A 24,262-nucleotide genomic window follows, 5' to 3' on the forward strand; every position below is an offset into this window, starting at 1 on the left:
CCGTTTAGTAAACAAATCACAATTCATATAATTAGGCGTTTATATCATCAAATAATAATAAATTTCATTTAATATATTCACAAACTGTGACATTAACCACACAATAATATTAAAATTTATTAAATTTATAATTTTGTTGTTTACATTGATAACAAAATATAAACATCAACAATTTGATTCAGTAATTGTAACGACTCTTGAATCGGTGAAATTAAGATATCGATCAGTATATAGCCATCACGATGAAACTACTCGGTATTGCTGACTGAACGATTACGACTCACAATCAATCAACATGAAGGACTAAGAAAAGATATTTCAATTGGAAAATAACCAAAATTTGGCATAGGTAGGTTTAAGATACATTTATCTTGAATAGGTCAATATAATCGCTAGATCACTGCACAAGAATTTTTCAATCACCCAATTGAGAACTTTTTACAAAAACAAAAGACATGTTTACCGAAGTCAGTACGGCAAATCAGGAAGTTCATTAAAGGTATTAATGACCTGCTTGTCGGGCTTAAAAATTCCAATCCAAAAATTGCACGAATAACGTTCAAAAAACGTCAGATAAGATATGACCACATCATTAATATATAAATTTTTTTGCACAAGCCCGTCTATCAGAGCAAGCACTAATCCGCCTGTAAGCTAAGCCGCTCTGCTAACCCGCTTCGCCTTTGAGTTGGCGTCTGAATTGCCTGACGCAATACCGCTTCATGTGCATAAAGAGTCAGTTTTTCTCTGGCACGGGTTATCGCTGTGTAGACCAATTCACGGCTAACAACCGGTACAAACTGCGTTGGCAATACCAAAGCTGTATGGTCAAATTCTGATCCCTGCGATTTGTGTACGGTCATCACATACGCCGTTTCATGTTGTGGTAAACGACTTGGCTGGATTCCTTTAATCTCCCCATCAGGCAACTGAAAATAAGCACGCAGTTCATTATTTTCGTCTCTGAGCATAATACCGATATCACCATTAAACAGACCTAGCGTGCTGTCATTACGCGATATCATGATGGGTCGACCTGCATAACCACGGCTGAAAATCCCGACTGGGCGACGAATAAGCCCCTGACGATGTAATAGCTGTTCTATGCGCTCATTAAGCCCACTGACACCAAACGGCCCTTCTCTAAGTGCACACAACAAACGATATCGGTTAAATTCATCTAAAATCGCTTTGGCCGGTGCCTGCTTTGTTACCAGTTGCAAATAAGCGTGATAACCCGATACCGTTTCTGCTAGCAATCGCTGATAATCTTCATCGTCAGACAACGGGTAAAAGCTGATATCCTTCAACGGTTGCTGCAAAATAGAGAGCGCTTGCCGACTCTTCCCTTGATTAACTGCCATAGCCAACTGACCAATGCCAGAATCTACATTAAAACGGTAACTTTTGCGTAAAAGACACAAACGATCACGAACCTCTGGGATATCTTGCTGCTCACCTGCAACTAACTGGTATCCAGTCAACCGACTTAACTGCTGTGCCCTCGCTACGCTGTATCCCAGTTCAGCAAAACGGCAAATATCACCCAACACCGCGCCTGCTTCCACTGACGCCAATTGATCACGGTCACCAAGCAGAACAATTTTCGCTTTCGGTGGTAATGCATCAATCAACCTGGCCATCATGGGTAAATCCACCATTGACGCTTCATCCACCACCAGCACATCCAAACTCAGTGGATTATCTCGATCATAACGTAATCGCTGGCTATCAGGCTGTGCTCCTAGCAAGCGATGAATCGTCTGCGCTTGATCTGGCATGTATGCAAACTGTTTCTCCGTCAGAGGCAATTTTCTGACCGCACTGTTAAGAGATTCGGTCAATCTCGCAGCCGCCTTTCCGGTCGGAGCCGCCAGTTGAATAACCCGCTTTTTATCAGGTTCAAGTTTAATTAAGGCTGCCAACAACTTAGCAACGGTGGTAGTTTTCCCGGTTCCCGGTCCACCAGAGATAACCGAAATTCTGCTAGTTACCGCAACAGCCGCCGCCACTTTTTGCCAGTCCACCGCCTCTTCAGATAGTACGAATAATTCATCCAGAATGGCTTTCAGTTGCTGTTCCTGAATATGATCGGTTGGTTGATTGCCTGAAAAGAAAGCCGCCACCTGACACTCACTTTGCCACATTCTCTGCAAATAGAGTCGGTCATGGGAAAGCACAACCGGCGTTGGTTGAAGTCCATCACTAACAGCAGCACAATTTTCCAGCGCTATCAGCAAACTCTGTTCATCAGGTTTTCCCGCAACCTGCCATAACTGTTCGGCAAATTCACGATGTCGCCCATCAAAAAAATATTCAGGCATTATCCGATTAACCGGCAGGCAAACATGCCCGGTACCCGTTTCAGCGCTTAACAGCGCCATCACCAATAACAAAACAGGATCTTTATCTTCAATCAATGCATGAGCAAACTGTAAATCCAATGAACGCAAAAGCCTGAGGTTTACTGCCTGTTGTAATAACGAAATCATTAATTTTTCTCTTTTTCAGACTGTTCATTACCACTGAAAAACATATCCAAAGCATCAACAAATTCAGCCGATGGCCGACAACTGAAAATACCATTCCCCGGTTGTTGTTTATCTATCCCCCTCAGAAACAGATAAATCACGCCGCCGAAATGTTGTTGGTAATCATAATTAACTAACCTGTGACGCAAGTAGCGATGCAGCGCCAGTGTATAAAGCTGATATTGCAGATCATAGCGATGCTCAATCATGGCGGTTTCCATTGCCTGATGGGTATAAGCCTGACTCTCCGCTCCCAACCAGTTTGATTTGTAATCCAGCACGTAGAACCTGCCTTGCCAACAGAAAACCAAATCAATAAACCCTTTCAGCATCCCTTTCACCTGCTGAAATTCCAGTTGGGGACAACAAGCGGAAACCGGGTCATAACGACGCATTACCGTATCCAATTCCTGAGATCGCAAAAGTTGCTCAACCGGCAGATAAAATTGCATTTCATTCTGTTGATGATGCAGTGGAATTTTTGCAAGTTGCAGACCTTCATCATTCAATGGAATGGTAAAAATATCGGCCATCCATTGCTGTAATATCCCACCCCAGCATTCATCAAATCCGGCTGATTGCAGTTGTTCTGCCAACCAGTTCTCATCGGGTAATTGGCTGAAATTAAGTTCTTCCAAAATAGCGTGTAAAAAAGTCCCTGCGGAGGCTCCTCGTGGGAATGTATGGGGCGTCATTTCAGGTTGTTCCACTGACTGCTTTTCACCACTGGCATCAATATCAAGTTTTGGCGCAATAGACTGAACAATCACGTCAATAGATTCTTCTCCAGCAAAATAAGCCGCAGCACTGCCACGATGAACCACCGAGTTTCGTAAACCAGAATAACTGGTAATACGCCAATCATCCTGAACTCTGCGTTTAAATTGCCTAGCCGAAAGTACCAAATCATTTTTACTTTGCGATTGCCAAGGATGATCGTCAGTATCATTAATTAACGATACAACAATGCCATCCCCGCTTAATTCTTTAAGTGATGTTGCCAGAAAATTAGCATCCCCTTTCACTCCCTTTTGCAACAGATAGCCCAGAGCACACTGATGCAGATCAGTATCCCCGACCTTTTTCTTATTGCCTTTTATCAGCGGAGCCACACCGACACTGCAATGGTAAACAGAACGCGTCAATGCGACATAGAGTAAACGCAAATCCTCCGCCAATCGCTCTTGTTCCGCCAGCTCAATCGTCTCGTCATCAGGAAAGATATCAAGGCAAGCATTAAAGCTTGTACGATCATGATATATCGCCCGCTTCTGCTCCCTGAAATTACAGATAAATGGCAACCATACCAGCGGATATTCCAGTCCTTTAGATTTATGGATAGTACAAATTTGTACCAAATGACGATCGCTTTCCAGCCGCATCTGCTGATTTTCAGATTGTGGATCAGGATGAGAGATCTGCTGAGCCAACCAGCGGGTGACTGCATGTTCACTGTCAAGTTGTAAAGATATCTCCTGCAACAGCTCACCAATATGCATCACATCCGTCAAACGCCGTTCACCGTCATAACTGGCAAGCAAATTCTCAGCAATATGATGGTTGGCGATTACCGCTCGTAACATAGGTAACACACCACGGCGTTGCCACAGACGAAAGTAGCCATCAAATTCATCAACTAACTGGTCCCATGCTTTCTCATCATGATTTAGTTTGTCTATCTGTCGAGCGGTCAAGCCAAATAAACCACTGGCAAGCGCACTTCTCAAGACTCGTTCTTTCTCTGGTGATAACACCGCTTGCAACAGCCAGAGAATATCCTTGGCTTCCGCAGTATCAAATACACTTTCTCGGTTAGAAAGAAATACGGAAGGGATAGATAACAGATTAAGTGCATTACGGATCAGTATGGCTTCCTTTCTGCTACGCACCAGAACCGTAATGTCAGCCGCCGTCACAGGCCGAACTTCCTCACTTTTATGTAACAAAGCCCGCCCTTCGCTCCCCGCCTGCAACCAATCACGAATTTGCGCGGCACAGAGCCGTGACATCGTTTGCTCATAATCTCCGGTGGAAACCCCTTCTCCTGATTGTAACCAGAAATTCAATGCGGCCTGTTCTTCACCATAATAACTAAAAGAGAGTTCCCGGTTTTTCTCTGCCGCAGAAACCTCGATAAAAGGGATTTGCTCAAACAAAAATGGATTTTCTGAACGCATAAACAGTTTGTTTACTGCCTGTACCATTGAGTAGGCAGAGCGCCAGTTTGTTTCCAGAGTATAGTGAGCACTTACCTGAGAACGGGCACGAATATAAGTGAAAATATCTGCGCCCCGAAATGCATAAATAGCTTGTTTAGGATCGCCGATAAACAGCAATCCATTTTCAGGCTGACTGCCATAGATGGTATGAAAAATCCGATATTGCTGTGGGTCGGTATCCTGAAATTCGTCAATCAAAGCAACCGGATAGCGCCGACGGACAGTTTCAGCAAGCAAATCACTGCCTGGGCCTTTCAGAGCATCATCAAGACGGGTAAGTAAATCATCAAACCCCATCTGACCACGTGTTAACTTTTCCTGACGGATTGATTGGCGAATCTCAATAATAGCCCTGGAGATAATCAAATCACGTAAAGTAAGTGGTTGCTGATACAAATCATCTATCGCCACAAAAAGTGAATGTTCAGGTACCTCACCTTTCTTTGTCTTTTCTGCCAATACTGACTGCCGGAATTTCTCCAGTGCTTTTGGCAACTGATAATCCTCTGTAGGCGCCTGGGCCCAATCCATGACACTATTCAGCCAATTTGGTAAGTGCTTACTACTGTAACTTCTTTTATCTACGCCAGAGCCCGCAATTAAATCGTGCAACTCTCCGGCAACTTCATTCCACTGGTATTTAACATCGCTGATCAACTGGGTAATTTTTTCATGGCGACTTAACAACGTTTCATCACTGTCCGGCGCATTAACCATATATGGCATATCCCCTTGTAAATAAGGGTGTAATTCAGCCAACAGAGCTTCCGGCCCACTCCACTCCTGGCTGATTACCTGTGCCATTGATAACGGCAATGGATAACAATGGCGCCGCCAGAAATCGGCACACCCCTGCCGTTCTAATGGCTGTTGATCCTGAATTAATGTCTGTTCAAACAAGATCCCAGATTCAAAAGCATTATGTGCCAACATCCTCTGACAAAAACCATGAATGGTATAAATCGCCGCTTCATCCATTTGCCGCTCTGCGGCCAGTAACCAGATAGCCGCCTGCCCTTTATCCGGGATCTCATCCAATAGCTGTTGATAGGCAGGTTCTGCGCCTTCTACTTCGTTTCGAATACAAGCAAGGCGAAGTTTATGAATATTTTCACGGATACGCCCACGTAACTCATTTGTTGCGGCCTCAGTAAACGTAACCACCAGAATTTCTTCCACGCTTAAAGGTCGTGAAAAAGCGGCATCTTTCCCTATTCCAAGTAGGAGACGCAGATATAAAATGCCGATGGTGTAGGTTTTACCCGTCCCGGCTGACGCTTCGATCAACCGCTGACCATTCAGCGGCAGAGTTAATACATTAAGCCTGTGGACAGATATCTCTGTGATCACTGAGTTCTTACCTCAACAGGTAGCCGTTTCTGAAATTCAGTCACATTCTGATAGGTTTTCCAATCTTTCAATTTCGCATATCCATCCAAGTTTCCTGATTTACCAATCACTTGTGAAATCAATGACAGCCCCCGGTGTTTGATTACCGCATTCTGATAGAAATCAATCAATTGTTTCTGTGTGGTTTTCCTCAGTATCTCAAGCATTTTATCTCTACTATCAAAACTAAAGTTATTGCGGCTAAAATCACTGGAGAAACGAGCAACTTCGGCATAGAAAGTTTGCGGCGGTTGCTGCTTTTCATTAATCAGTGCATTCTTGTACTGTTCAAAATCAGCTTGAGACATGGTTTTCAATTTATTACCCGCGTTTTGATAGAAATCTTGATAACGCTGATTCAAATACTTGGGTTGCTTACTATTACTTTGTAGCAGGAAACTCAATCCCCACTGCTCCCCCACACTGGTATTGAAAGCAAACACCGCATACCCCAGTTGCTCCGTTGTTCTTAGCTGCTCATAGAACCACGAATGAAGCATATTGCTCAACAAACTGGAATAAACATAACCTTCTATACGGTTATAACCCGTCGGAATATAAACCTCCGCCAAAGCGCCATCTGTGCTGCTGCCAACACGCTGGAAATTAACCGGGTAATTTTTATCAATCACCACCTTATCCCCAATCCACCAGTCATTTCCTTGATTTGCTAGTTGGTTATGAGCGGATTCGGCAATCACTTTGCTCTGCTGTTCGGTCAAGTTTCCAATGATCATCATCTGCAAAGCAGCATTTTTTATCATTTCATGACGATACGTAACAATATCCTGAACCGTGATAGTTTCTAGCGCTTTCAGACGAGTGGACTGTTCCGTGTATGGCACCACAGAAAGGCGCTTCAACGGCTGCATAGCCATTTCATACGCTTTAGCGTTATTGGAAACTTCTATCTGTTCACGATACCAAGACTTAGCTTGCTCCAGTTGACTCTCGGTTGGCGTAAACGCCATGTAATTACTGATTAAAGAGGTTAAAAGTTCCGGCAAATTTTGCGTGTAACCACTTACTCCTAGTTGCATTCCCTGTGATGAACTCGTAAAAATATTCATTCCAGCAACAGAAGCCTGATAACTAAGCTGGTCGAGGGAAAGCCCTGCCAAATAATCAAGCAAAGAGGAAGTGGCCTGCTCACGGGCACTATCCAAACTTTTTGCATTACGTAAATCTAACGTAATGCTGGCCTTAGGCTCATCAGCAAAATATTGACTCGGCATATAGAACAGGCGAACACTCTGGTGTTCAAGAATCATCTCTGGATGTTTTTGACTCTTATCTGCTTTTATCAGCTTCAAATCATCAGGAATATAAGAATTTGGCGCGGGCAGAGAAAAACTCATTTGCTCCTCTAATTGCTGCCATTTAACTCGTTGCTGCAATGTAATTCGATCAACCTGATAAGGTGCCTGAACAAAATAAGCCTGTTTATTATGCGACTCTTTTGGGCTGATATACCAGATACGCGCATTTTCAGGAGTCAACTCATCAAGTCGGCTAGCAATTGCTTTCGGGTTATAATCATCAGCCAGATAACTGGCATTAAGTACATTGGAAACAGGAACTCGCAACATAGCATCCGATAACCATTCGATATAATGCATATTACGAACAATAGAGCCATACTGGAACGATAGATTCAAAACCTTCGCAATCTCATCAAAATAACTTTTCTGGATGCCTTTTTGTTTTAATAAATTAATATAAGCAAAAATAGCCGCAACAACCTGATCCCGTTGTGCAAGCCCTTTGTCTGTCAACGTCACATAAATAAAAAAGATACCTTTGTTACGATCAACCATAGGTTCCGCACCGGCACTGATACTTTCTGCCAACCCTTGAGTTTGCAGCCAATCTGATAATGTATTCAGGCTACGGTTGCCTATCATATAACTGAGATATTCATCGGTTTTACTGCGGAAATCAGCGCTGTTATTGTCAATGCTGAACTCCAATTGCAATGCCTTTTGCGGTTGAGCAGGAACATAATGGATGATAATCCCTTTCTCTTTTTCCGTTACTGCCGGAACAGTAATTGGCGGTACGCTCGCTTTTTTGTCAGGTATCCGACCAAAAGTATCAACAGCAATTTGAGTCAGTTTATCGAGAGGCTGATTACCGTAAATGACACCTTTCATTAGATTGGCCGAATAATAGCGCTGATAGAAACCCACCAGTTCTGTCTGTAATTTACTCCCCGGTTTATCTTTCAATGTTTCTAGATTACCACCAGAAAAACGGGCATTGGGATGCTTAGGATTCAAGGTTTCTGCCCGTATTTGAGCAACCCGCATCCCATCACGAGAACGCGCCATTGTCATCTCTGCATTAACGGCGTTTCGCTCCCGATCTGCATTCACTGGGCCAAGTAACGGCTCAGCCAGTGCATCAGCCAGACGATCTGTGGCTTGAGCTAACGCCTCATTTTCTACTTCAAGGTAAAAAGCCGTGCGGTAAGAAGCCGTGCTGGCATTATAGCTACCACCATGTTTTTGCAAAAATTCAGATAAATCACCTGATTGTGGATAACGTTCAGATCCCATCAGAACCATATGTTCCAGATAATGTGCAAGCCCGAGCTGGCTGTCAGGGTTTTCCATGCTGCCAACCGGAATCGCTACCGCTGCCAAAGATTTGGTTGCTTTCTCATCAGATACCAGCAAAACCGTCATATTGTTTGCCAATTTGATTCCCTGATACTGACGGTGATCATTTTCGCTTTTATAAATTGTCTCTTGCAGTGGTTGCCACTGTAGTTGTGGTGTTTGCGCATAACTCGTCGTTCCCCAAAAAAGCAGGAACATCGCAGCTATCATGCGAACAAGATGTTTATACATTATCGGATATTCTCCCTTGTATTCTGATATCGCGCTATCGGTAACAAATAACTGAGCGCTTCCTGTTTAAGTTTTGCCAAAAATGATTTACCAGCTTGCCTGAAAGCCCGCTGAATATAAGGATCATCCCCTTCGCCTCTGCGTCCTTGATCCCCAAGCCATGTTTTCAATAACTGGCTTTCAGCTTTTGATTGAATTTCATCACTATTATCAATCTCACCTGTCTCTTTATTCATACATGTTGAAAGCCACGCCCAACCACTTTTGCAAAACAGCGGTAAAGGCGCTGATATTCCTCGTTGATAACCGTCAATCAATTGATTCAGATAATCTTTCGCTTGTTCTGAAGGCATAGGAGCAAAACACCATTCACTGCCATCACGTCCATATCCATAACTGCGGCTTTCCCCCTGACCACCAGTCAGACAATAAGCCAGATGCTCAATCCACAATTGCATGCCATCATTGGCGGTCAAACTGGCTGGCCGCCAACGTAGCAAACCATCCGGTTGCACCTTATTAATTTGCCCTGTCAGCATCACCTGGCCTAAATCATGATGTAAATCAACAGATAATGTTTCCATTTGTTGTTCACGAATTTTATCCGCCAAAGGCTGCATCTCTTTTTGCTGTTTCAACCAATAAACCTCACCGAAAGCGCCAAAAGGCAATCCTCCAGCAGCACGTAGCCGATTGAAAAGTGGTTCAGGCGATTGCTGTTCAATTAACGCATTCAACAATAGCTGATTAAACTGATAACGTTGAAGATTATCTAAAACGAAAGGTTCTTCCTCTGGCAATTCCGTTTCTTCAATAACGAAATTTACTTTCAGGCAGCGTTGGAAAAAAAACCGAACAGGATGACGGTAAAAGCGGATTAAATCATCAAGTGTAATTTCTTGGATTTGCGCCATTTCAATAGATTGACAAAATTCAGCATATGCTGAGCCTTGTTCAGTTGCCGCCGGTAACCACTCTCCGGCATAGCTTTGCTGATAACTGCTCGGTATAAAATTTTCCGGTGCAAATGGAACCCGGGTATGAAGAGACAACAGATGTTTTCTGATATTAGCGGCGCTTTCATCAACATTCAGTTTTTCATTGCCTGGCAAACAGAAACTCTGGCAAACATAATCCAGCAATTCATTAACCAGCACTGAAGGGTTGCATTCCGTATCATCACGAATGGATTTACCAATATAGCTGATATAAAGAAACTGTTCAGCGGATATCAAGGCTTCAAGGAATAGATAACGGTCATCATCCCGTCGTTTTCTGTCTCCTCTTTGGCTTTTTTCCGCCATCAGGTCAAACCCAAGCGGTGGAATTGAACGGGGATAAACACCATCATTCATTCCCAATAAACAGACAACCTTAAAGGGGATAGAACGCATTGGCATCAAGGTGCAAAAGTTGACAGACCCTGCGAGAAAACGCTGACTGATTTTTTCATTATCAAACCGAAGCGCTAATTCATCTCGCAACAGAACCAATGGCACACTTTCCTGATAACGCGCGTTCAGTCCATTATCTATGACTTTCTGCCATTGCTGTTCCATCATTGCCAGTACTAATTCAGTCTCATTATCTGATACAAAAAATGTTTCCAGCAACTGCTGGCAGACAGGTAACCAGCCCGTTAATGTCCGGCTCTCGGCAAGAATTTTGCGCCAATAGCTTAATTGCATTAAAAACTCAGCCAATTGGCCGACAAGCTCCGCGGCTAAACCACTGGATTCATCATAAGGCAATACCTCTTTCCAAGGGCCCGACCGGCTATCCATTGCATAACCCAATAACATTCGGGTCAGTCCAAAACGCCATGTATGCTGGCCTGTTACCGGCAAAGATAGCTGTTCCACATTATCGTCATCCAGCCCCCAACGAACGCCTGATTCTTCAACCCAACGCCTTAATAAACGCAAACCATCTTCATGTATGTCAAATTTATTCGCCAGCGCGGGTACTTCCAACAATGCTAAAACCTGTTCTGTCGTAAAACGGCTTTGAGGTAAATCAAGCAGTGTGATAAATGCCTGTAAAATCGAATGTGCCTGACGGGCCTTACGATCAGAAATGGCAAATGGAATATAGCGTTCAATAGAGACATTACCAAATACCGCCTGAACATAGGGAGTATAACTGTCAATATCCGCGACCATCACAATAATATCCCTTGGCGTCAGCGATGGATTATCTTCCAATAATCTCAATAGCTGATCCTGTAAAACTTCCACTTCACGCTGAGGACTATGGCAAACATGGAAAGATAAAGCACGATCCAACGGATCAAGTACTCTTTTTTTCAAGCTATTTTCAAATGTTTCTTTTGTTGAACCAATTTGGGCATGATCTTCCAGATAGAGAATATCCCTTTGCAATTGATGTAATAGATTATCCTGTTCTAATTCAACGAAAGCGTGAACTTCCGAACTCTGCTCAAGCTGCGACAATAAATAGAGATTATCACGGCCCAACCGTCCCCATGATGCCAACAAGGGATTACTTACATCTTGTTCACCGTCATCGTTAAACAGTGATTGAGCATTACCAGGATCTTTAAAATATTCCAGCTCCTGTTCACTGTTATAATGACGTGGTTTACGACTGCTCAGTTTTGCCAGAAAAGCATAATTCTGAATATCTCCCCAATAATATTTACATGGATTGGTAAACATCAGGTGAATATCAATATGCTGTCCCAGTGCCTGTAAGGCTTGTAAATAAACAGGCGGCAAAGCAGAAATACCACAAATAAATACCCGTTTCGGTAAACAAGCTGAAAGTTCAGCACTGTTTTCCAATATCGAAATAAAACGGCGATACAAGTTAGCCCGATGCCATTGAGGTTGTTGTAGCTGGTGGGTATATTCTGTTAATTCCAGCCACAATCTTTTCTGCCACAACTGATTATCACTCAAACCATCAATAAGCTGCCCTTGCTGCCAACTTTCCAGCCATTGCGGGCGATAAACAAGATATTGGTCAAACAGGTCAGCAACCCGCCCGGCCAATTGATGAATTTTCCGTTTATCAAAATCCTGATCAAGATAGTGCCTAAGTGCGACAAATTCCGCTTCTGGCAATAATTGAGGCAATAACGCCATCAATTTCCATGTCATGGCATCTTTACTAAAAGCGCTTTCTTTCGGGATATCAGGCAATACTTTGGTAAACATATCCCAGATAAAAGTAGCTGGAAGTGGAAACGAAATATTGGCTGATATCCCTATTCTTTCAGCCAGTTGGATTTGCAGCCACTGTGACATTCCTGGGCTTTGTACCAGAATGACTTCCTGCTCAAACGGATCAGTCAGTGGATTATCTCCGATAAGTATGGTTATCAGCTCTTTAAGAAGATCCAACTGATTAGAATGATAAACCTTGAACATCAGGACTCCCATTTGAACAAATCCACCGGCTTGCTTTACTTTGCTGATTATAAGGCGTTGTTACTATAACTGTAAGCTGATAGCAATCAGATAACTGATATGTCGTCTGAAATTCAGCGTGCCATCCCGGTGGCGGTGTTAATTCTGATAAAGCACTTTGACCTGCAATTAATTCATATTGTTCCAGGTATCCATAAGATAATTTGTCCGCCTTTGATTGTTGCCAATGTTGCTGAAACCCAAACAATAGCGCCTGATGATAACGCATTAATCCCAGTAAAGAGACAGAAAAGACCATAACGGCAACCATAACTTCGGGCAAACTCATCCCAGATTGATGAGCATGAAAAAGATTTGGTTTCATAAACAAAACCCCGTATCTGCCTCGGGACAGAAATCCAACCAACCGCTTTCTACCGGAATAAGGGAATCACTACCATCAGAAGAGATTAATTTCATCCATTGATATAATCCGACAGATTGCCCGGATGCCACTTCCGCCACACCTTTCAGCAGAAAAAAATTACTTGAGTACCTTTTTAAACAGCTTGTCAAATGGAACTCCTGCTGTTGCAGGCAATACCACTCTTCTGTTTTATCACTATAAAGTAGCCATGATTGCGCCATTCCCCATGCCAATGAAGATTCTGCTTGTTGCAAAGCTTTTAAATATCTGCGTTCATCAACCATCATGATTAATGCGTTATCCAGATGATGATGTAAAGCTTTCAGCATCATAAGGCTCACAGCCAGCAACATCAGCACAGAAATTAACAATACATTTCCTTGCTGAAATTGCAGGCAGACATTTGGAGAATGCTCAGTCACGGTACTTATCCCCTGATATTGCGCAAACGTATTACTGCCTGATATTGGTAGTTTATTGATGGATGTTTAAACCAATGTGCAATAAGCGTCAATTTGATAAAAACTAAGCCATCTTTTGTTGGTAATTTTTCTGCTTTAAATGAATCTACCACTATCTCATTTGGGTCAAATAGCCTTTCCCAGCCATTGTCCTGACAGTTACCCGCACCTCTTTTCCATTCCACTGACTTATTACTAAAACGATAACCAAAGAATTCCGATTCACTATGTTCTGGTGGCTCCCATTGGTTATTTACATTAAGATCATATGCAATAATCAGGCATGAATCCTCACTTTCATCATTTCTATTATTGATTAATATTGGCTTTCCATCGCAATAATGCTGGCAATATCCTGCACGACGAATATCTTTCTCTATAATATACAATGTTTGTTTAACAAAATATCCTAAACGATATCTCTGATATAACTCCATTATTTGTCTGGTTAAAACCGGGTAACTTTTGGCAATCGCCAGTAAAATAATAGTGCCAATAGCCATTGCCACAATCACTTCTAACAATGTCATTCCAGATTGGTTTTTATGTTTCATCATTACAATAGAGTATCACTTATTTTATAAGAAAAAAATAATTAACCACAAGCCGGAATACTATTAAACTTATTATTACTACATGATCTTACTCTTCCTCGTGAAGAAAAAATAACTGATATTTCACCTGCGGAATTAGCCAAGATAAAACTCGCGGGCATCATCGTGTTTCTTATTCCATGAAACTCTATCTGCTCCTTAGTTGCTGAGCTTATAACAACATCCTGATAGGATGATTTTATACCCTCAACATTCTCTAAATCACAATCAGCAAGTGCAGATCTAGAAAGCGCTATACACCACTCTTCTCCCGTTTTCAGCCACAATATCACCTCTTTATTCAGATAATTTGCCATAGATTGCTGCCTGGTGATAAATGTTAATATTTTCTGGGCTGATTCCTGTAACCTGACTCTTTCCTGATGATCACCCCATTCTTGTATCCCCCATAAAGAAAATATTGAAACCAGAACAATAACAATCATCAATTCCAATAAGGAAAAACCTAATTGATTATCAATATTATAACTACCAATTATATTAATGTTATCTTCCATTAACAATTCCTTACATCCTTTCGCAAAACATTCTATTTATTTTAAAAACAGAATAAACACATAATTGAATTTTATGCGAGAGTGCATCAATAAAAAAATAAGAGTCTATCATTGTTACATTTAAATTGCGTAGAGTTTCACAAAAATCAACGAGAATAGTTATTTTTATTTCTTATTATTTCCATACATTGTAAGATTATATGGCTATGAGGAAGAAGCTTCATGAACATAATAAAGAAAATATTGAATGCTTTACATGAGGATGTTATTACTATTAATTTATTCTATAAAAATAAATAATATCAGACTAGAAAATAATTAATTGAGAAGCTTGTTTTAAGTATAACGATCAATTTTTAAGTATAGCGATCAATAGTGGTGTATCGATATTGGTAGTAATAATGTCCGATTACTGACCTTTATTGAGTTTTCAATGGGGCACTGTTACATTAAACACATCGTATCCTACTCAGAATACGACAAGCTAACCGATTACTACCGGAGAAACAGAGAATGATAAATTTTGCAGTCGTTCAGGAACGGGCTCGCGCTCTGTTTTCAGAAGATCCCTTGGCTGACCTACATAATACCTCAGAACAGTACAAAGAAGCGATGGATTTGATTGATGAGCTTTTCAAAGACTATGACAATAACAAAGGATTAATTGAGATTCTAGCTACAACAATTGAACGCTATGAAGATACCGCCCCTGAATTTGCAGAATTTAACCAAGCTATTGAAAATATCCCTACGGGGTTGCAGTCCTAAGGGTTCTGATGGATCAACACGGCCTTAAACAAGCCGACCTTAAAAACGAAATCGGAGGAGCTTCTCTGGTATCACAAATTCTGAGTGGAACAAAGTCACTGACAGTAACCCATATAAAAGCCTTGAGTAAACGTTTTAAGGTTTCTAGTGCAGCTTTTATCGATTAGCCTTATCTATTTCTACAACTGATTGAGTAACAAAAAGATCTTTTAAGATCTTTCATATTGCTGTCTTAGGTCGGGTTTAATACCGATCCTACCCGACGCTAAGACCAATACACCATAGAGTGTTTTTACTATCAGTGTACGATCAGTAGTTGATACAAGAGGGCAATTAAATCTTGGTTTGTGCTTGCGTATGCCAATATTTGAATTTCACCCCCGACTACATCATAAATGGCTCGGAATTGCCGATCTTTGGAAAACCACTGGTGAAATTGTATTCCTTTATCCAGTAACATTGAGGAATAGCCGTATGCTAACGGGTTTTCCCCAATCAATCTCGATGATTCAATCAGTAAATCATCTACCAAATTTTGAGCCGCTTCCAACCCTATTGTGTAAGCCTTGTAGTCTTCAATAATAGAAAGTGTCTGGTAGGCTGTTTCAGCAACTTGAACTTTATATATCACGTCCGATATTCCCTGCGTCTACGAAGTGCTTCTTCAGGGGTCATTTTTCTACCATCCATAATATCTTTCTTAGACAGCATAGCGATTTTAAGCAACGCCATTGCCTGTCTTTCTGCGTTTCTATCGGCTTGCTCCCTCTCACGTTCTGCTATCGGTTGAATAAACAATTCAGATATTCCGTTTTTGGTAATAAACACGCCGCCCTCGAAATTCTCTGGGTTACTGAGTAGATCCCTAGCTTTTTTTTGAGAAATGGTATTCATGATCTTTTTCCTCCTACTTCTATGTATCTGTATATTATACCACCAAAATGAAAAGGGGAACAATTTATAATAAATTGTTCCCCCAGATTATTGACAAACACAGAAGAGCTGTTTCAGCCATAACCTCTAAATAGCAACCAGTGCCTTTATTCCTGGATACGGGTCATAATCAACTATTTCAAAGTCATCAAATTTATAATCAAAAAGTGATTCCGGTTTACGCTTTATCACCAGTTTTGGCAGTAAACGCGGTTCACGGCTGAGTTGTAATTGTGTTTGTTCCATATGGTTGTTATAAAGATGCGTGTCACCACCGGTCCAGACAAAATCGCCCACTTCCAGATCACACTGCTGGGCCATCATATGAACCAACAATGCATAGCTGGCAATATTGAACGGCAAGCCGAGGAATACGTCACAGGAACGCTGGTAAAGCTGGCAGGAAAGTTTGCCATCCGCAACATAAAACTGGAAGAAAGCATGGCATGGCGCTAATGCCATTTTATCCAACTCACCAACGTTCCAAGCAGAAACAATGATTCTACGTGAATCTGGATCGCTTTTAAGTTGTTCCAGTACGGTTTTCAATTGGTCAATCCGACGACCATCCGCAGTACCCCATGCACGCCATTGCTTACCATATACAGGCCCTAAATCGCCGTTTTCATCCGCCCATTCATCCCAAATAGTGACACTATTTTCATGCAGATATTTGATATTCGTATCACCATTCAGGAACCAGAGAAGCTCATGAATAATTGAGCGGATATGACAACGTTTAGTTGTCACCAGTGGGAAACCATCCTGCAAATTGAAACGCATCTGATGCCCGAAAATTGAGAGAGTCCCCGTTCCGGTGCGGTCTGCCTTCGAAGTGCCCTCTGCAAGCACTCTTTTCATTAAGTCCAGATACTGTTTCATCTTACCTCTCGTACCTTATTACCTTGGTGTTTGTATGCCCATATCATCATTAATATTCCCGCCAGGATCATTGGAATAGAAAGAATCTGTCCCATGCTGATCCCGTCGAATAAACCCAATTGTGCATCTGGTTGACGGAAAAATTCGACTATGACCCGGAAAATACCGTAACCAATTAAGAATAAACCGGAAACACTGCCCATCGGGCGAGGTTTACGGATGTATAAATTCAAAATGATAAATAAAACGATACCTTCCAACGCCATTTCATAAAGTTGTGAAGGATGACGTGGCAAAACACCATATTGTTCAAGTATTGATAACAATGAAGGGTCCGCTGCGGCCAATGCAATATCTTCGCTACGCGAACTTGGGAATAGCATCGCCCACGGTGTATCCAATGTGACACGTCCCCACAACTCACCGTTAATAAAATTACCGACTCTCCCCATGCCTAAGCCAAAAGGGACTAACGGTGCAATGAAATCAGCAACTTTTAAGAAGTGGCGTTTCGTTCTACGGCCAAATAACCACATTGCGCAGATAACCCCCACCAAGCCACCGTGGAAAGACATTCCTCCATCCCAAACTTTAAACAAATAAAGCGGGTTATCGAGAAATGCCGGGAAATTATAAAACAGGACATAACCTAGACGGCCACCGACAAATACGCCAGCAAACCCGGCATAAAGCAAGTTCTCTACTTCGTTTTTTGCCCAGCCGCTATTGGGTTTTGCTGCCCTGCGTGTCGCTAGCCACATAGCGAATACAAACCCTACCAGGTACATGAAACCATACCAATGGAGGGATATTGGACCTATTGAAAAAATAACCGGGTCAATATTAGGAAATGCCAGGTAGCTATTACTCATCTTTCCTCACTTAATATTTAGCATTAATGCTCTAAGGCAAATAATTGCGAATCATAGCACAGGCCGTCAAACGGATTAAATGCCACCTCTGACCAAACCACCAACCCCATGCTGCTCCATAAACGTTGCTGACAGTTCCTTTACTCTTAGGCTGGTTTCAGCCTGTAGTACTTCGGCCATTAATTTTTCAACCTGAGCCAATTCCAGATGACGTAATAAGTACTTAATTCTTGGCACACTACAACCACTCATACTCAAACTTCGATAGCCAAGACCAATCAATAACAGCGCTCCCATAGGGAAACCTGCCATTTCACCACAAATACTGATCGTAAGACCTGCCCGCTGGCTATTTTCAAATACCAGTTTTAATGCCCGAATCACCGCCGGATGTAAGCAATCATAAAGAGAAGCGACGTGAGTGTTATTCCGATCCACTGCCAGTAGATATTGTGTTAGGTCATTGGTGCCAATAGACACAAAATCGACTCTGTTTTTGAGTTGTGGCAACAGAAAAATCATCGAAGGAACCTCAATCATGACACCGAGCTGAGGCATGGATATTTGGCGCGCCAGTATTTGCTCGACTTCCGCTTTCGCTCTGTCTACCAATCGCTTAGCTTCATCAATTTCTTCTATACTCGTCACCATTGGCAGCAGGATTTTCAGATTACCCATATCAGCGTTAGCTCTAAGCATTGCCCGCAACTGGATAAGAAAAATCTCCGGTTGATCCAGCGTCACTCGTATACCACGCCATCCCAAACAAGGGTTCTCTTCGCTGATAGGCATATAGGGCAGTTGTTTATCCGCACCAATATCAAGTGTACGCAATACCACTGGTTTATCGGGAAATAATTGCAACATCTCCTGATAGCGCGCTTTTTGTTCATCTTCTGATGGGAAGCCACAGTGCAGCATAAAAGGTATTTCGGTACGATAGAGTCCAACTCCATCAATACTACTACTGATCTGCAACTCATATTTCAGGCTCAAACCCGCATTAAGCTGAACTAGAATGCGCTCGCCACTTTTTAGCTGTGCTTCCCGATCAACATCCCCCTCAGCCAGTTTGCTAAGTGCTTTTTCTTCTTCGATAATCTGTTTATATTCCTGCGAAATCAGCGGTTCAGGCTCAATAAAGACTTCCCCACGGAAACCATCAAGAATCAGCATACGATTGTGCAGGAGTTCCGGCTGGATATCCGCCCCCATAATGGCCGGAATGCCCATTGCACGCACCAGTATGGCAGAGTGGGAATGCGTCGCACCATCACGGACAATAACCCCCGCTAACCTTTCTTGCGGCATTTCCGCCAATAGGTTGGCACTCAGTTCATCTGCAACCAGAATGAACCATTCAGGCCACTGATGGCTGGTAGTAAGTGAATCATCCAGATGAAATAATAATCGCTGTCCAAGCGCCCGTAGATCTGATGCCCTTTCCCGCATATAAGCATCTTGCAAGCTGGCGAATTGTTCTGCGTATTTCTCAATAACCTGTTTAACGGCCCATTGCGCAACAGAGCCCTGTTCAACACAGGAGAACAGATCTTGTTTCAATTGGGGATCATTCAAAAGGTAAGAATAGAGATTAAAAATCGCGGCACTCTCTTTTTGAGAACCCGCGGTAAAACGTTTACTGAGCCGACGACATTCTGCTGTCGCATCTTCAAGTGCCTGAATCAAACGAGAACGTTCTGCTGCATGATCAAGGGTTGAGGCTTCAAAAATTTGGTCAAGCGAGGGTTGGGAACAATCTTGCCATCCCTGGGCCATCACGATGCCATTGGAAATTGTCAGCGCTTTAATTCTGGTCTGCCGGTACTGACCAAACAAACCCTTAGTCTGAGCTTGAGCAAGGATCACTGCCAGTTGCGTCGCAAGCGTCACCATAAAGGACTCTTCAGTTTCATTGAACAGGCGTTGTTCCTGCTGCTGAACGACTAAAACACCTTGCAACTGGCGGCGATAGACCAGTGGAACACCCAAAAAAGCGCGGAAGCTATCCTCTTTAACTTGAGGCAAATATTTGAAACTTGGATGGCTGCGGACATCCGCCAGATTAATCAGTTCAGACAATTGACCAACTTGCCCAACAACTCCCTCGCCAAAAGCCAAACTGATAGTCCTTCCTCGGGGTTTCCTCAACCCTCGAGTTGCCATCAGGTAATAACACCGCCGTTGATGATCAGCAAGATAGATAGAACAGACATCCGTGTTCATTGCCAGACAGGTCTCGTTCACCAATAGCTCAAGCGCTTCGGCCAGATTGGTTGCCATAGCAACTTTTTCAACAATTTCCCGTAAGCGCATGAGCATGGAACTCACCTAACTTCTTTTTCGACGATAAGAATACGAAGAGCGTGGCAGAGATACGCTTTCCTGCATTGGCATTACAACCGAAGCAAACTCTTTCATCACGCGCCGATAAACATCACGCTTAAAAGAGACAACCTGCCGGACAGGATACCAATAGCTGACCCAACGCCAACCATCGAACTCCGGGGTATTACTGTGTTGCACATTAATATCGTCTTCATTACAGAGCAGTTGTAATAAAAACCACCGCTGTTTTTGACCAATACAGACAGGTTGTGTATCCCAACGCACCAAACGCTTGGGTAATTTGTAACGCAACCAATTACGCGTAGAGGCCAGAACGCGTACATCTTTCCGACCTAACCCCACTTCTTCATACAGTTCCCGGTACATAGCCTGTTCTGGTGATTCCCCCGGATTAATGCCCCCTTGAGGAAATTGCCAGGAATGCTGCCCATAACGCCGAGCCCACAAAACCTGACCTTGCCGATTACAAATTACAATTCCTACATTCGGGCGGTAGCCATCATCATCGATCACCAGACTACCTCGATAAACTAAATTTGAAAGATGACTAATTGTTTCACACTACCCTCAAGTGGTAAACCTCTATCATTGGACTTTGCAGTCGCTAGCTAAATCTCTACAATAGCACCGTCTCAACGGGGTGCTGGCTGTTTAAAATGGTCTTGCTGAGAGTAAACCCGCCGAACCTGATCCGGCTAATACCGGCGTAGGGATTTGAGCTGCTAATTGTTTCACAGACATTATCTTGCCGTTTAGCGCTTCCTCAAATCCTTTGCCAATCCTATTAATGTAAGGAGAGCAAAGTGTTTAAGACGTTATTTTCCAAATTAATCGTACTGACGGCCCTATCAGCCCCTACGTTGCTATTGAGTCAGGTTGTACAGGCCAAGCCGATATTAACGGTCTATACCTATGATTCTTTTGCCGCAGAATGGGGACCCGGACCCACAATTAAAAAAGCGTTTGAAGCTGAATGTAACTGTGAACTGAAACTGGTTGCTCTGGAAGATGGTGTGTCCCTGCTCAATCGCCTCAGAATGGAAGGCAAGCGTACTACTGCTGATATTATTCTTGGGTTGGATAACAACTTAATTCAAGCGGCTCAACAAACAGGGCTGTTCACTGAAAGTCAAGTAGATATCAGCAAGCTGACACTGCCGATACAATGGAATAACACCGTATTTATTCCTTATGACTATGGTTACTTTGCCTTCATTTACAACAAAAATACGTTGCCAAATCCGCCAAAGAGCATGGATGAACTGATCAACAGTCACAATAACTGGAAAGTGATCTATCAAGATCCTCGCACCAGCACACCTGGGCAAGGTTTGCTGTTGTGGATGCAGAAAATTTATGGTGATGATGCCCCACAAGCCTGGCAAAAACTGGCAAAGAAAACACTGACTGTTACCAAAGGCTGGAGTGAAGCTTATGGCCTGTTTCTGAAAGGAGAAGGTGATCTGGTGCTGAGTTATACCTCTTCACCAGGCTACCACCTGTTATCCGAGAAGAAAGACAACTATGCGGCAGCTACTTTTAGTGAAGGTCATTACCTGCAAGTCGAAATTGCCGCCCAACTGGCCTCCAGCAAGCAACCGGAACTTGCCCAGAAATTTATGCAGTTTATGTTGACTCCAGCTTTCCAACAGGAAATTCCAACCACTAACTGGATGTATCCGGTCATTAATATCCCACTCCCAGAAGTGTATTCACAGCTTTCAATACCTGAAAAATCTCTGCAATATCCCGCAGAAGAAGTCGCAAAATACCGTAATCAATGGATTCGTGCATGGCAAAGCGCTGTCAGTCGCTGATGGCCGGATGGCTGTTACCGGGGGCCATTGCCTCCGGTCTTTTACTGTTAGTCGCCTTACTGGCATTCGGTGCGCTCTGGTTTAACGCGCCTGAAAACGACTGGTACTTGCTGATAGAAGATCGCTATTTGTGGCATGTAGTGCGTTTTACATTCTGGCAAGCTTTTTTATCGGCTCTGTTTTCTGTTATGCCCGCTATTTTTCTTTCCCGGGCACTCTACCGCCGCCATTTTCCCGGCCGAACCTTGTTTCTGCGCCTGTGTGCTATGACGCTGGTTTTGCCTGTACTGGTCGCTCTGTTCGGCATTCTGACTGTCTATGGCAGAGTCGGCTGGCTGGCACAGTTCTGTGAATGGATAGGAATCAATTACCCTTTCACCCCTTATGGTTTACAGGGAATTTTGCTGGCACATATTTTCTTTAATATGCCACTGGCAACACGGCTTTTACTGCAATCGCTGGAAAACATTGCGGTGGAACAACGACAATTAGCAGCGCAGCTAGGTATGAATGAATGGCAACATTTCCGTTTTGTTGAATGGCCTTATCTGCGCCGCCAGATCCTACCCACCGGCGCACTGATTTTTATGCTCTGTTTCGCCAGTTTTGCTACCGTACTAGCGTTAGGTGGTGGACCTGCCGCAACAACTGTCGAACTGGCAATCTATCAAGCGTTAAGCTATGACTACGATCTCAACCGGGCCGCGTTATTGGCGTTGATTCAGATTACCTGCTGCCTTGGCCTTGTGCTCCTCAGTCAGAAACTTAACAGTACTCTATCTGTCGGCTACAGCAACCAACAGCAATGGCGTAATCCACAGGATACTTTGTTGAGAAAAATCTGCGACAGCCTGTTAATTATCGCAGCATTATTACTACTCGTGCCGCCATTATTGGCAGTTATCGTGGATGGTGTTAACAGCGGGTTGCTTAACGTATTGCGCCAGCCTGCATTGTGGCAAGCATTTATCACCTCAGTGGTCATTGCTTTAGGCGCGGGGTTATTATCTGTTTTATTCACTATGATGCTACTGTGGAGCAGCCGTGAGCTGTACCTGCGTTATTCTCCTCACTGGGGACAAGCAATGGAGATGAGTGGTTTATTGATCCTCTCCATGCCCGGCATTGTATTGGCAACAGGATTCTTTCTGTTGCTCAACGATACCATTGGCCTGCCCCGTTCACCCTACGGTCTAGTGATTTTAACCAACGCACTGATGGCAATCCCCTATGCACTGAAAGTTCTGGATAATCCAATGAAAGATCTGGCGGCTCGCTATAATCCACTGTGTCGCTCCCTAAATATCCAAGGTATTAACCGACTGCGCTGGATTGAACTAAAAGCACTGAAAGTTCCGCTGGCACAAGCACTGGCCTTTGCCTGTGTCCTTTCCATTGGAGATTTTGGCGTTGTAGCGCTATTTGGTAATGAAGATTTCCGTACACTGCCCTTCTATCTCTACCAGCAAATCGGGGCTTACCGTAGTCAGGATGGTGCGATCACTGCTTTGTTGCTGTTACTGTTATGTTTTATGCTGTTTAGTTTACTTGAACGCTTACCGAGACTACGTAATGCTTAAACTTGAGAATCTGGCTTACCGCTACGAACATCTGGTGATGCGCTTTGACTTACAGATTCAGGTTGGAGAACGTATCGCAATCCTGGGTCCTAGTGGGGCAGGTAAAAGTACACTTCTGAACTTGATCGCCGGTTTTCAAATAGCAGAGCAAGGTTCCCTATGGCTGAACGGGGAAAATCATACCAATACGTCACCTGCTCAACGCCCGGTCTCCATGTTGTTTCAAGAAAATAATCTCTTCTCTCATTTGACAATTGAGCAGAATATTGGGCTAGGCTTACACCCCGGATTACGCCTTAATAGCACGCAGAAACAGACATTACAGCAAATAGTATCTCAAGTTTCGTTGGAAGACTGCCTGACTCGCCTGCCAGCTCAACTTTCTGGAGGACAACGGCAACGAGCAGCGTTAGCCCGTTGTCTAGTACGCCAACAGCCAATTCTGTTACTTGATGAGCCCTTTTCTGCCCTTGACCCGGCATTGCGTAATGAAATGTTGGTATTGCTGGAGCAGGTTTGCCATGAACGCCAGCTTACTTTGCTGATGGTTTCGCATAATCTGGATGATGCCGCCCGTATAGCTGACCGCGCTTTATTAGTTGTTGATGGCAATATTCATTATGACGGCTTAACAAATACGCTGGTTGCCGGCACTGTTCCCGAAGCAGCTATTTTGGGCATGAAAACCGATGCTATATAG

The 24,262-nt window shown here is 43.2% G+C and carries 20 protein-coding genes and 1 riboswitch; of the genes, 6 read left to right on the forward strand and 14 right to left on the reverse strand.

Features of this window, described 5'->3' with window-relative positions; translation table 11 throughout:
• Positions 1 to 638: 638 nt before the first annotated feature.
• From recD to D3222_RS13005, 8 genes are read right to left on the reverse strand one after another with little or no spacing between them, the layout of a single operon-like run.
• Positions 639 to 2,492, reverse strand: coding sequence for an exodeoxyribonuclease V subunit alpha (recD, locus tag D3222_RS12970; RefSeq protein WP_118986545.1), 1,854 nt, complete (start codon positions 2,490 to 2,492; stop codon positions 639 to 641).
• Complete coding sequence (gene recB / locus D3222_RS12975; RefSeq protein ID WP_198672809.1) at positions 2,492 to 6,097, reverse strand: exodeoxyribonuclease V subunit beta; 3,606 nt, start codon at positions 6,095 to 6,097, stop codon at positions 2,492 to 2,494. The genes recD and recB overlap by 1 nt, the downstream gene beginning before the upstream one ends.
• Positions 6,097 to 8,991: a pitrilysin gene (gene ptrA, locus D3222_RS12980; protein ID WP_118986547.1), complete on the reverse strand. Its 2,895-nt coding sequence runs from the start codon at positions 8,989 to 8,991 to the stop codon at positions 6,097 to 6,099. The genes recB and ptrA overlap by 1 nt, the downstream gene beginning before the upstream one ends.
• Positions 8,991 to 12,383: an exodeoxyribonuclease V subunit gamma gene (gene recC / locus D3222_RS12985; RefSeq protein ID WP_118986548.1), complete on the reverse strand. Its 3,393-nt coding sequence runs from the start codon at positions 12,381 to 12,383 to the stop codon at positions 8,991 to 8,993. Before recC ends, ptrA begins: the two co-directional genes overlap by 1 nt.
• Positions 12,361 to 12,747 carry a prepilin-type N-terminal cleavage/methylation domain-containing protein gene (locus tag D3222_RS12990; RefSeq protein ID WP_118986549.1) on the reverse strand — a complete coding sequence of 129 codons (387 nt, stop codon included), beginning with the start codon at positions 12,745 to 12,747 and terminating at the stop codon, positions 12,361 to 12,363. The genes recC and D3222_RS12990 overlap by 23 nt, the downstream gene beginning before the upstream one ends.
• Entirely contained in the window at positions 12,744 to 13,211 is a 468-nt protein-coding gene (locus D3222_RS12995) for a YgdB family protein (RefSeq protein WP_198672807.1), read from the reverse strand. The genes D3222_RS12990 and D3222_RS12995 overlap by 4 nt, the downstream gene beginning before the upstream one ends.
• 5 nt (positions 13,212 to 13,216) lie before the next feature.
• Positions 13,217 to 13,807 (reverse strand): prepilin peptidase-dependent protein, encoded by a 591-nt coding sequence (locus D3222_RS13000; protein ID WP_232832508.1) that lies wholly within the window; start codon positions 13,805 to 13,807, stop codon positions 13,217 to 13,219.
• 38 nt (positions 13,808 to 13,845) lie between these two features.
• Positions 13,846 to 14,361 (reverse strand): prepilin peptidase-dependent protein, encoded by a 516-nt coding sequence (locus tag D3222_RS13005; RefSeq protein WP_118986550.1) that lies wholly within the window; start codon positions 14,359 to 14,361, stop codon positions 13,846 to 13,848.
• Between the two features lie 388 nt (positions 14,362 to 14,749).
• On the opposite strand from D3222_RS13005, the gene D3222_RS25970 reads away from it, so the two are divergent.
• The 3 genes from D3222_RS25970 to D3222_RS25980 are packed head-to-tail and all read left to right on the forward strand — an operon-like array spanning position 14,750 to position 15,296.
• Positions 14,750 to 14,878 carry a type II toxin-antitoxin system HigB family toxin gene (locus tag D3222_RS25970; RefSeq protein WP_255417034.1) on the forward strand — a complete coding sequence of 43 codons (129 nt, stop codon included), beginning with the start codon at positions 14,750 to 14,752 and terminating at the stop codon, positions 14,876 to 14,878.
• On the forward strand, positions 14,875 to 15,129 hold the full coding sequence (locus tag D3222_RS25975) for a hypothetical protein (protein WP_232832509.1): 255 nt from the start codon (positions 14,875 to 14,877) through the stop codon (positions 15,127 to 15,129). The genes D3222_RS25970 and D3222_RS25975 overlap by 4 nt, the downstream gene beginning before the upstream one ends.
• 8 nt (positions 15,130 to 15,137) lie before the next feature.
• Entirely contained in the window at positions 15,138 to 15,296 is a 159-nt protein-coding gene (locus D3222_RS25980; protein WP_232832510.1) for a helix-turn-helix domain-containing protein, read from the forward strand.
• Positions 15,297 to 15,427: 131 nt separating this feature from the next.
• Here the strand turns inward: D3222_RS25980 and D3222_RS13020 are convergent, their stop codons facing one another.
• From D3222_RS13020 to rppH, 6 genes are all read right to left on the reverse strand, one after another.
• Entirely contained in the window at positions 15,428 to 15,760 is a 333-nt protein-coding gene (locus D3222_RS13020) for a hypothetical protein (RefSeq protein ID WP_118986551.1), read from the reverse strand.
• Complete coding sequence (locus D3222_RS13025) at positions 15,757 to 16,026, reverse strand: hypothetical protein (protein ID WP_198672810.1); 270 nt, start codon at positions 16,024 to 16,026, stop codon at positions 15,757 to 15,759. The genes D3222_RS13020 and D3222_RS13025 overlap by 4 nt, the downstream gene beginning before the upstream one ends.
• A gap of 123 nt (positions 16,027 to 16,149) precedes the next feature.
• Positions 16,150 to 16,944 carry a thymidylate synthase gene (gene thyA / locus D3222_RS13030; protein ID WP_118986553.1) on the reverse strand — a complete coding sequence of 265 codons (795 nt, stop codon included), beginning with the start codon at positions 16,942 to 16,944 and terminating at the stop codon, positions 16,150 to 16,152.
• Complete coding sequence (gene lgt, locus D3222_RS13035) at positions 16,941 to 17,816, reverse strand: prolipoprotein diacylglyceryl transferase (protein ID WP_118986554.1); 876 nt, start codon at positions 17,814 to 17,816, stop codon at positions 16,941 to 16,943. The genes thyA and lgt overlap by 4 nt, the downstream gene beginning before the upstream one ends.
• A gap of 75 nt (positions 17,817 to 17,891) precedes the next feature.
• Complete coding sequence (gene ptsP / locus D3222_RS13040) at positions 17,892 to 20,138, reverse strand: phosphoenolpyruvate--protein phosphotransferase (RefSeq protein ID WP_118986555.1); 2,247 nt, start codon at positions 20,136 to 20,138, stop codon at positions 17,892 to 17,894.
• A 9-nt stretch (positions 20,139 to 20,147) separates the two neighbouring features.
• A complete protein-coding gene (gene rppH, locus D3222_RS13045; RefSeq protein ID WP_118986556.1) occupies positions 20,148 to 20,678 on the reverse strand; it encodes an RNA pyrophosphohydrolase in 531 nt (176 codons plus the stop codon).
• Between the two features lie 113 nt (positions 20,679 to 20,791).
• A riboswitch (TPP riboswitch) is annotated at positions 20,792 to 20,896 on the forward strand.
• 72 nt (positions 20,897 to 20,968) lie between these two features.
• Between rppH and thiB the strand changes: the two genes are divergently transcribed.
• The 3 genes from thiB to thiQ are packed head-to-tail and all read left to right on the forward strand — an operon-like array spanning position 20,969 to position 24,262.
• Positions 20,969 to 21,982 (forward strand): thiamine ABC transporter substrate binding subunit, encoded by a 1,014-nt coding sequence (gene thiB / locus D3222_RS13050; RefSeq protein ID WP_118986557.1) that lies wholly within the window; start codon positions 20,969 to 20,971, stop codon positions 21,980 to 21,982.
• Entirely contained in the window at positions 21,958 to 23,562 is a 1,605-nt protein-coding gene (gene thiP / locus D3222_RS13055; RefSeq protein WP_118986558.1) for a thiamine/thiamine pyrophosphate ABC transporter permease ThiP, read from the forward strand. Before thiB ends, thiP begins: the two co-directional genes overlap by 25 nt.
• Positions 23,555 to 24,262 (forward strand): thiamine ABC transporter ATP-binding protein ThiQ, encoded by a 708-nt coding sequence (thiQ, locus tag D3222_RS13060; RefSeq protein ID WP_118986559.1) that lies wholly within the window; start codon positions 23,555 to 23,557, stop codon positions 24,260 to 24,262. The genes thiP and thiQ overlap by 8 nt, the downstream gene beginning before the upstream one ends.

It is taken from the genome of Photorhabdus sp. CRCIA-P01, from assembly GCF_003545805.1.
Lineage (GTDB): Bacteria > Pseudomonadota > Gammaproteobacteria > Enterobacterales > Enterobacteriaceae > Photorhabdus > Photorhabdus antumapuensis.

Bases quoted from the DNA above. Each gene is read 5' to 3' on its own strand.
- recD (WP_118986545.1), bottom strand. From the start codon at position 2,492: ATGATTTCGTTATTACAACAGGCAGTAAACCTCAGGCTTTTGCGTTCA.
- ptrA (WP_118986547.1), bottom strand. From the start codon at position 8,991: ATGTATAAACATCTTGTTCGCATGATAGCTGCGATGTTCCTGCTTTTT.
- recC (WP_118986548.1), bottom strand. From the start codon at position 12,383: ATGTTCAAGGTTTATCATTCTAATCAGTTGGATCTTCTTAAAGAGCTG.
- D3222_RS12990 (WP_118986549.1), bottom strand. From the start codon at position 12,747: ATGAAACCAAATCTTTTTCATGCTCATCAATCTGGGATGAGTTTGCCC.
- D3222_RS13000 (WP_232832508.1), bottom strand. From the start codon at position 13,807: ATGATGAAACATAAAAACCAATCTGGAATGACATTGTTAGAAGTGATT.
- D3222_RS13005 (WP_118986550.1), bottom strand. From the start codon at position 14,361: ATGGAAGATAACATTAATATAATTGGTAGTTATAATATTGATAATCAA.
- D3222_RS25975 (WP_232832509.1), top strand. From the start codon at position 14,875: ATGATAAATTTTGCAGTCGTTCAGGAACGGGCTCGCGCTCTGTTTTCA.
- D3222_RS25980 (WP_232832510.1), top strand. From the start codon at position 15,138: ATGGATCAACACGGCCTTAAACAAGCCGACCTTAAAAACGAAATCGGA.
- thyA (WP_118986553.1), bottom strand. From the start codon at position 16,944: ATGAAACAGTATCTGGACTTAATGAAAAGAGTGCTTGCAGAGGGCACT.
- lgt (WP_118986554.1), bottom strand. From the start codon at position 17,816: ATGAGTAATAGCTACCTGGCATTTCCTAATATTGACCCGGTTATTTTT.
- ptsP (WP_118986555.1), bottom strand. From the start codon at position 20,138: ATGCTCATGCGCTTACGGGAAATTGTTGAAAAAGTTGCTATGGCAACC.
- thiP (WP_118986558.1), top strand. From the start codon at position 21,958: ATGGCAAAGCGCTGTCAGTCGCTGATGGCCGGATGGCTGTTACCGGGG.
- thiQ (WP_118986559.1), top strand. From the start codon at position 23,555: ATGCTTAAACTTGAGAATCTGGCTTACCGCTACGAACATCTGGTGATG.